General features: G+C 67.0%; 7 protein-coding genes and 2 pseudogenes. 5 read left to right on the top strand and 4 right to left on the bottom strand.

The window, feature by feature from the left end; translation table 11 throughout:
* Positions 1-7: 7 nt before the first annotated feature.
* A complete protein-coding gene (locus ACFWU2_RS11490; RefSeq protein ID WP_378605553.1) occupies positions 8-1,306 on the top strand; it encodes a S1 family peptidase in 1,299 nt (432 codons plus the stop codon).
* Between the two features lie 76 nt (positions 1,307-1,382).
* Here the strand turns inward: ACFWU2_RS11490 and ACFWU2_RS11495 are convergent, their stop codons facing one another.
* Genes ACFWU2_RS11495 through ACFWU2_RS11505 form a run of 3 tightly spaced genes read right to left on the bottom strand, consistent with a single transcriptional unit; the run spans position 1,383 to position 2,979 of the window.
* The gene (locus ACFWU2_RS11495; protein WP_378605555.1) at positions 1,383-2,021 is read right to left on the bottom strand and encodes a response regulator; all 639 of its coding nucleotides are present in this window, start codon (positions 2,019-2,021) and stop codon (positions 1,383-1,385) included.
* Positions 2,018-2,257, bottom strand: coding sequence for a sensor histidine kinase (locus ACFWU2_RS11500; RefSeq protein WP_378605557.1), 240 nt, complete (start codon positions 2,255-2,257; stop codon positions 2,018-2,020). Before ACFWU2_RS11500 ends, ACFWU2_RS11495 begins: the two co-directional genes overlap by 4 nt.
* Complete coding sequence (locus tag ACFWU2_RS11505; RefSeq protein WP_378605559.1) at positions 2,254-2,979, bottom strand: sensor histidine kinase; 726 nt, start codon at positions 2,977-2,979, stop codon at positions 2,254-2,256. The genes ACFWU2_RS11500 and ACFWU2_RS11505 overlap by 4 nt, the downstream gene beginning before the upstream one ends.
* A 216-nt stretch (positions 2,980-3,195) precedes the next feature.
* Here ACFWU2_RS11505 and ACFWU2_RS11510 point away from each other — a divergent pair.
* The 3 genes and pseudogenes from ACFWU2_RS11510 to ACFWU2_RS11520 form a co-directional block, all read left to right on the top strand.
* Positions 3,196-3,561 (top strand): annotated as a pseudogene (locus ACFWU2_RS11510) (FtsX-like permease family protein); the annotation flags it as partial.
* Between the two features lie 8 nt (positions 3,562-3,569).
* Positions 3,570-3,746 (top strand): annotated as a pseudogene (locus tag ACFWU2_RS11515) (ATP-binding cassette domain-containing protein); the annotation flags it as partial.
* A gap of 1 nt (position 3,747) precedes the next feature.
* Positions 3,748-4,263 carry an ABC transporter ATP-binding protein gene (locus ACFWU2_RS11520; protein WP_378606260.1) on the top strand — a complete coding sequence of 172 codons (516 nt, stop codon included), beginning with the start codon at positions 3,748-3,750 and terminating at the stop codon, positions 4,261-4,263.
* 57 nt (positions 4,264-4,320) lie between these two features.
* On the opposite strand, the gene ACFWU2_RS11525 is transcribed toward ACFWU2_RS11520, so the two are convergent.
* A complete protein-coding gene (locus ACFWU2_RS11525; protein ID WP_378605562.1) occupies positions 4,321-5,016 on the bottom strand; it encodes an ammonium transporter in 696 nt (231 codons plus the stop codon).
* A gap of 423 nt (positions 5,017-5,439) precedes the next feature.
* Here ACFWU2_RS11525 and ACFWU2_RS11530 point away from each other — a divergent pair, with 423 nt between their 5' ends.
* Positions 5,440-8,787, top strand: coding sequence for a (Fe-S)-binding protein (locus ACFWU2_RS11530; RefSeq protein WP_378605565.1), 3,348 nt, complete (start codon positions 5,440-5,442; stop codon positions 8,785-8,787).
* The last annotated feature ends 25 nt before the right edge of the window (positions 8,788-8,812 follow it).

Genomic DNA, 8,812 nt, shown 5'->3' on the forward strand with positions numbered 1-8,812 from the left:
GGTTTTCATGCGCCGCTCCTTCGCACGTCAGGCAGCCGTCATCGGCTCAGCCGCCGTGTTGCTCCTCGGCACCGCAGCCACCGTCGCTCAGGCCGAGCCTGCGCCGGCCCCGACGACCGCACTGCCGGCCGAACTGGTGGAAGCGTTGCAGCGAGACCTCCAGATCAGTCCCGACCGTTTCCTCAACGACGCAGAGCGCAGCCAGGAACTGGCCCGCTTCGCCGACAAGGCGCGTGAGCAGTTCGAGAGCGTGTTCGCCGGTGTCTGGCTCGACCAGCAGGGCACGCCCATCGTCGGTCTCGCCGACGGTGAGCAGTTCGACGAGGCCCGCGCGGCCGCCGAGGACTCCGGTTTCGTCGTCGAGAAGACGGAGAACAGCGAGAACGCACTCGAAGCCCGGTTGAACGAGCTCAACGACTGGCTCGACACGCAGCCGCCCGCGATCGCCGACGTCATCCGCGGCATCGCGATCGACGTGGTGAACAACGACCTCGTGGTGCGCGCCGAGAACGTCGCCGGACTCGAACTGCCGCCGTTCCTCGACGGCGTGCGTGTTCTCTTCGCTCCGACCGAGCTGACGCCCGAGTCCACTCCGGAATTCGAGTTCACCGCGGGAATCGCGGCGCCCGACGCCCTGCTCGGCGGAGATGCCTACGCGGCACTCGGTGCCGGCTCAGGCCTTCGCTGCTCCCTCGGCTTCAACGCCGAGGACGGTTCGGGTAGCCCCGTCAACATCACCGCCGGTCATTGCGATCCGAACCGTTCACAGGCCGGAACGCGGTGGGCATCCGAGGTGTACCAGCTTCTGGGCGACACGCTCGGCCAGCGTCTCGGAACGTTCGAGAAGACCAGCCTCGACAACAACGACTACGGCATCATCCGGCCGGCAGCCGATGCCGCAGGCAGGTTCGAGAACAACGGCGTGCGTGTTCCCAACGCCGCTCCCCTGCCGATCACCGGCACCGCCGATCCGATCGTCGGAACGCCCGTGTGCAAGTCGGGCCTGCGGACCGGCTACAGCTGCGGTGTCGTGACGTCGTCGCAGCAGAACGTCGCGATCGGCGAGCGCGTGCTCAGCAACGGCTTCTCCACGAACCTGTGCGCACTGCAGGGTGACAGCGGCGGAACGCTCGTCACGGGCACCCTGGCACTCGGCATCTCCAGCGCCTCGAACGTGGGCCAGTACGGCCTGTGCGAGGTGGCCGGATTCGTGAGCAGCCTCCTCGGCGAGACCCCCGAGTTGTTCGCGACACCGATCAACGCAGTTCTGGCCGAGAACCCGGGCCTGAAGGTCCGCACCTGGTAAGCACTCGATCTCGAAAGAGGCCCTCCTTCCGTTCGGAAGGAGGGCCTCTTTTCTGTATCCGGCGTCATCGGCGCCGTCAACGACGGATGTATCCGAGTTCGGTAGCCGACGCCACCGCAGCCGTGCGCGAATCGACCCCCAGCTTGGTATAGATACGCGCGAGATGGGATTTCACCGTGCCCTCGGTGAGATGCAGTCGCTGCGCGATGCGGTGGTTCGACAGCCCTTCCGCGACCAGCCCGAGAACCTCGACCTCCCGGCCGGTCAACGACGTGCCTGGAGCGCGAAGACGATGGACGAACCGATCGGCCACTGCCGGAGCGAGAGTCGTGCGACCGGACGCCGCGGTACGGATCGCGGCCGCCAACTCCTCCGGAGGCGCGTCCTTGAGCAGGTAGCCGGTGGCACCGGCCTCGATCGCCGGCAGTGTGTCGGCGTCGGTGCCATAAGTGGTGACGATTACGACGTGCGGAGCCCCAGGACGGGAAGTGATGGCGGCCGTCGCGGCAGCACCCGACACCTGTCCACGCCCGAACTGCAGATCCATCATGACCACGTCGATGTCGGATGCGGTCGCCCGGGCCACCGCGTCCTCGGCAGTCGCCACCTCGGCGACGACCTCGATTCCCGGCTCCGTCTCGAGGACTGCACGCAAACCCGCCCGGACGACCGGGTGATCGTCGGCGAGCAGTACACGGATCGGGTCGGCGCTCACAGATGCCTCTCGGAAGACGATTCGGAGGGAAGCGGAAGAACGGCGGTGATCGAGGTCCCCTCGCCTTCGGCGGATCGCACGGTGAACGTACCTCCCAGATCGTCCACGCGGGCGCGCATCGCCGCCAGCCCGAAACCGCTCTCGGGCGCAGGTTCGGGCACCGACCCCGGATCGAAGCCCACCCCGTCGTCGGTGATGTCCACCGCTACGCGGTCGTCCCCGAAGTCGAGGGTCACATCGACACCGGTTGCCCGGGAGTGACGGGTGGTGTTGGCGAGCGCCGATGAGCCACCCGGAGCAATGCGACTTCGTACTCGGCCGGGAGACCGATCGGGGCACCGCGTAGGTGGAAGCGGGCGTCGATGTGATGCCTGTCGGTCGTCGTCGCGCACAGTCGCTCCAGCGCACCCGCCAGCGTGGTGTCGTCCAGAGCCGGCGGAGCGAGCGCCACCACGAGACGTCGCGCCTCTCCGAGGTTGTCCACAGCAACCGAGCGCGCGCGGCCCACGTAGCCGGCTGCGGCGTCCACTCGGTCGGGCAGAGCCCGCTCGGCTGCGCGCAGCAGAAGCTGGATACTCGAAAGCCCCTGTGCCAGGGTGTCGTGGATCTCGCGGGCGAGTCGTTCACGTTCTTCGAGAACCCCGGCACTGTGCTGGGCGGCGGCGAGATCCGCACGTGTGGCGGTGAGTTCGTCGATGAGCATCCGGCGTTGTTCGCTCTCCCGGTACAACGCCTGGTAGCTCCACACCACCGCCACCGCGGTACCCAGCGACGGCCCTATCGCGGTGGCCGGGCTGAAAGCAGCCTGGTGGATCGAGAAGCCGACGACGGCCGCCGCGGTGGTGAGCAGCACCGCAACGAGCCCGCTGCGCCGGGGCAACAGGTGCAGCTGCACGAAATAGAGAGGGAACGCCAGCCAGACTGCCTCCGCGGAGAGCGCCAGGAGCACCAGCCACACCGGCCCCCACCGCGGAGAGCCATGAGACGGCTCCGGCATAGGACCGGCCGACGGCGGGCAGCAAGGGTCCGAGACCGTAGGTCACCGCTGCTATCGCCGCCACGGCGGCGACGAGGCCCGCGTCGGGGGCCGAATCCGCGAATGCCCGAACTACGGCGAGTGCGAGCAACCCGACGAGCAGATGGAGGCACCACGCCAGGAGCCTGACTGTAGGGGTCACTGATGCGCGGATTCCTCTTCGCCATCTCCGCGCTCGTCATCGGCGCCTTCTTCACCGTCTGGACGATCCAGCGAAGCGGCGACATCGCCGTGCTCGAAGCCCTGGGTGCCTCCACCGGCCGGCTCGTCAGAGATGCCCTTGGGAAGGCCCTCGTGGTTCTCACCACTGGTACCGCCCTCGGCACTGCGCTGGCGGCCGCTGCCGGTGCGGCGCTGTCCGGGTCCGTTCCGTTCGCACTGACGCCGGCCACCCTCCTGGTACCGGCGGCGGTGATGATCGCCCTCGGCTCCCTCGGCGCAGCGATCGCTGTTCGCCGCATCACCTCCGTCGACCCCCTCACCGCTCTGGGAAGTGCCCGATGAGTCTGATCATGACCGATATCTCCCTCACCTACGCCGACGGCGACGACCGTGTGCTCACCCTGGACGACGTCACGCTCGACGTGCCCGCCGGCACCGTCACCGCTGTGGTCGGCCCGTCCGGCTCCGGTAAATCGAGTCTGCTCGCCGTGGCCGCCACCCTGATCGCCCGACTCCGGAACGGTCGTGATCGACGGTGTCGCCACATCCGGCCTGTCTCGCGCTCGTCTCGCGGAACTGCGTCGGCACACCATCGGGATCGTCTTCCAGCAGTCCAACCTCGTACCGTCGCTCACGGCTGTCGAGCAACTTCAGGTGATGGCCTGGATCGACGGGCGCTCGACCCGCGAGGCGAGGTCCCGAGCGATGTCTTTGCTCGAATCGGTCGGCATGGCGGATCACGCCGACCGCAGACCGCACGCGTTGTCCGGCGGCCAGCGGCAGCGGGTCAACATCGCGCGCGCCCTGATGAACGAGCCGAATGTGCTTCTGGTCGACGAACCGACCAGCGCCCTCGATCAGGAGCGCGGCGAGGAGATCGTCGAACTGATCACCCGTTTGTCACGGGAACGGCACACCGCCACAGTTCTCGTCACGCACGACCGCTCGCTCCTCGGCGCCGCGGACCGAGTCGCCGAAGTCCACGACGGACGGCTGGCGACGATCCCCTCGCCGCCGCCTCTCACGCCGTCTTTCCCGCATTGACAGAGAACGGCCCCGCCACCAATGAGGTGACGGGGCCGTTGCCCTACGTGCAGAGTGCTACTTCGCCCACTCGGTGGTGCCGGGAGCCGCCAGGAGCGTCTCGACGACTGCGATGCCGGCGATGACTGCTGTCGGACCGCCTGCGACGAAGGCTCCGATGGTGCCGCCGACGCCTGCGCCGCCCGCACACCCGATGATGGTGCCGGCACCCGGAATGATGCTCCCGGGGATAGCTCCCACAACACACCCGATGATGGCGCCTGCGACGGTGCCGATCGCGGTCGCCATGCCCAACTGCGACACGAAGTTCTGCTGGGCCTTGAGGTTCTCGTCGGGGGACGCAACGTCCGACAGCTTCAGGCCGACAGGCGTGATCCCCATCGCGACCTTGTCTTCGGGCTCGACCGGCGTCGCCTTCGCCGGGTCGACCACCGGAGTGAGGGTCAACGTCTTGCCGTCTTCGCTGATCTCACGCTCGAACGGAAGCTGGAGATCGCCCAGCTGGACGGCGAGAGGCAGGCTGATGACGGCGTTACCGTCGTTGTCCTGCAATTCGACCTGCGTGCCGTCACCGGAGATGGCGAACGAGCCCGCGTCGATCACGGTGACGACCGAGTCGCCCTCGGGCCGGACCTCATAGTTGATCTTGTCTTCGGCCGACGGGGCGGCCGGAGCTGCGTAGGAAGTGCCGGCCGTGATCCCCATAGCGGCGGCAGTCATCGTCGCGACGATGACAAGCTTCTTGAGCTTCATTGGATTCCGTTCTGTGACATGGCGCACGCCCGAGGGACGCCCCCATTTTCCCTGTACGCGTGGCACACCCAGACCCCCCGACGGCGAACCAATTGTCCGGATGCCACGTCCGGAGCGAATCATAACCGACGTCACACCACATGTCTTATATGAGTTTTTTCGCCCGGGCCCCGATCGGAGCCGGTTGCCCGAGCTCGGCAGCGAACCGGAATCGCCTGCAGTTAGGTGAGCCTGGCTAGATAGGCCGGATGGTTTGACCACTAACGTGGCCGGGCACACACATCCCCGCTGCACGAACGTTGTTACCGACCAGTAGCCTGACTCTGTTCTCCATCAAGTTACCGGTCAGTAACTTATCCTGCGTTACGATGCGGTGGCTTATACCAGGCGGCATGGTGCTGCCCCCGACACGAAAGGCCACGTATGAATGCCCTGACGATCACGTTGGGCACGATCGGCGTGCTGCTCAGCCTCGTGTGTTGGTTCGCGTTCATCAGCGGCGCATGGACGATGGTCAAGACCATCCGGGTCGGCCAACCGGCCCCGGACCGGTGGCGGCCGTTCTTCCCGCGCTTCAAGCAGATGCTCGTCGAGTTCATCGCGCACACGAAGATGACCAAGTTCCGTACCGTCGGCTGGGCGCACTGGCTGGTCATGGTCGGTTTCATGCTCGGTGCCATCGTCTGGTTCGAGGCCTACGGCCAGACGTTCGACCCGAACTTCCACTGGCCCATCATCGGCGACACGGCCGTCTACCACTTCATCGACGAGATTCTGGGCCTCGGCACCGTGATCGGCATCCTCACGCTGATCACCATCCGCCAGCTCAATCACCCGCGTCAGCCCGGCCGGTTGTCGCGCTTCAGCGGCTCCAACTTCAAGGCCGCCTACTTCGTCGAAGCCGTCGTCCTCCTCGAGGGTCTCGGCATGATCCTGGTGAAGGCCGGCAAGATCGCCACCTACGGCGGTGGCCATATGAGCACCGACTTCTTTACGATGCAGGTCGCGCGGATCCTTCCCGAGAGCCCCGAACTGGTCTCGGTCTTCGCATTCGTCAAGCTGATGTCCGGCATGGTGTGGCTCTACATCGTCGGCCGCAACATCACGTGGGGTGTCGCGTGGCACCGCTTCTCCGCATTCTTCAACATCTACTTCAAGCGTGAAGACGACGGCGGCGTCGCCCTCGGTGCCGCGAAGCCGATGATGTCCAAGGGCAAGCCCGTCGACATGGAAGATGCCGACCCCGATACCGACACGTTCGGCGCCGGAAACATCGAGGACTTCTCCTGGAAGGGCTGGCTCGACTTCACCACGTGCACCGAGTGCGGTCGCTGCCAGTCGCAGTGCCCCGCCTGGAACACCGGTAAGCCGCTGTCGCCGAAGCTGCTCATCACCTCGCTCCGCGACCACGGCAACGCCAAGGCCCCGTACCTGCTGGCCGGTGGCCGCAAGGACATGGGCGGCGACGAGGTCGGTCTGGTCGACGGCGACGGCAACGTCGACGAGGCTGCGCTCGCGAAGATTCCGGCGAGTGCACGCACCGAAGCGGAGCGCAAGCTCGTCGGTGACACGACGGCAATGGTCGAGGCGGGCGAACTCGCGCCGATCATCGACACCGAAACGCTGTGGAGCTGCACCAACTGTGGTGCGTGCGTCGAGCAGTGCCCGGTCGACATCGAGCACGTCGACCACATCATCGACATGCGCCGCTACCAGGTGCTCATCGAATCGGACTTCCCGTCCGAGCTCGCAGGTCTGTTCAAGAACCTCGAGAACAAGGGCAACCCCTGGGGCCAGAACGCCAAGGACCGTCTCAACTGGATCAACGAGATGGAGTTCGACATCCCGGTCTTCGGCCAGGATGCGGACAGCTTCGATGGCTACGACTACCTGTTCTGGGTCGGTTGCGCCGGTGCCTACGAGGACCGTGCGAAGAAGACCACGAAGGCTGTCGCCGAGCTGCTCGCGACCGCCGGCGTGAAGTTCATGGTGCTCGGCGCCGACGAGACCTGCAGCGGTGACTCCGCTCGTCGCGCGGGCAACGAGTTCCTGTTCCAGCAGTTGGCACAGCAGAACATCGAGACCCTCAACGGAGTGTTCGACGGCGTCGAGCAGAGCAAGCGCAAGATCGTCGTCACCTGTGCGCACTGCTTCAACACCCTGAACAACGAGTACCCGCAGGTCGGTGGCTCCTACGAGGTGGTTCACCACACGCAGCTGCTCAACCGGCTGGTCCGCGCCAAGAAGCTCGTGCAGGTCGCGCCCGTCAGCCAGGACGTCACCTACCACGACCCGTGCTTCCTCGGCCGGCACAACAAGGTGTACAACGCACCGCGTGAGCTGATGGAAGCCTCGGGCGCCAAGCTCGTCGAGATGCCGCGTCACGGCGAACGCTCGATGTGCTGTGGTGCCGGTGGTGCCCGCATGTGGATGGAAGAGCGCATCGGTAAGCGCATCAACATCGACCGCGTCGACGAGGCACTCACCACCAACCCCTCGAAGATCGCGACGGGGTGCCCGTTCTGCCGCGTGATGCTCACCGACGGCGTCACCGCCCGCCAGGAGCAGGGGCTGGGCGAAGGCGTCGAGGTCATCGACGTCGCGCAGCTCATGCTCGAGTCGATCTCCCGCGTCGAGGCGGCGAAGCTCAGCGACAACCTGAAGGTCGTCCAGGAGCCGAAGTCCGAGCTCGAGGTCGAGGAGACCGCCGAGGCGGTCGAGGAAGAGCGTGTGGAGGCCGTCGAGGCCGCTGCAGCTACTCCTGCCGCTCCGAAGACCACCGGCGCACCCAAGGCCGGCGGACTGCAGATGAAGGGCGGTCTCAAGGGACCCGGTGCCAAGAAGACAGCGGCTCCGGCCGCAGAGGCCCCTGCGGCCGAGGCACCGGCGGCCGAGGCACCGGCGGCCGAGGCACCGGCTTCGGAAGCATCCGCAGCGCCGAAGGCCAAGCCGGGCGGGCTGCAGATGAAGGGCGGCCTGAAGGGACCGGGCGCCAAGAAGGCAGCAGCGCCCGCAGCGTCCGCGAAGACCGACGCCCCGGCAGCAGATGCTCCCGCGGCAGAGACCTCGTCCGCGGATGCCCCCGCGGTCCCGAAGGCGAAGCCGGGCGGACTGCAGATGAAGGGCGGCCTCAAGGGACCCGGTGCCAAGAAGGCAGCAGCACCGGCCGCACCCAAGGCCGACGCGGCACCGGCAGCGGATGCCGCAGACGCACCGGCAGCAGCAGACGCACCGGCAGCAGCCGCTGCGGCTCCCAAGGCGAAGCCGGGCGGACTGCAGATGAAGGACGGCCTCAAGGCTCCCGGTGCCAAGAAGGCAGCAGCACCGGCCGCACCCAAGGCCGACGCGGCACCGGAGGCTCCCGTCGTCGAAACTCCCGTCGCCGAAACTCCCGCAACCGAGACTCCCGCGGCTCCCGCAGCCGAGGAGCCGAAGGCTGCGGCAATCCCCAAGGCGAAGCCGGGCGGATTGCAGCTCAAGAGTGGTCTGAAGAGCCCGGGTGCGAAGAAGGCGGCACCGGCACCGAAGCCCGCTCCTGAGCCGGCCGCGGAATCTGCTCCTGAGCCGACTGTCGCTTCCGAGCCGGAGACGACCGAGCCGGTGACGGAGTCGGTGGCACCAGAGCCTGAGGCAACGGAGTCGGCGGCAACGGAGTCGGAGACGACACCCGAGGCGCCGAAGGCACCCGCTGCCGACGCACCGGCCCCGCCGAAGGCGAAGCCGGGCGGACTGCAGATCAAGGGCGGCATCAAGCCCCCCGGTCGCAGGTAAGCAGCCCTGAAGTAAAGCTCGCGGC

Source organism: Rhodococcus sp. NPDC058639 (genome assembly GCF_042717545.1).
GTDB lineage: Bacteria > Actinomycetota > Actinomycetes > Mycobacteriales > Mycobacteriaceae > Rhodococcus.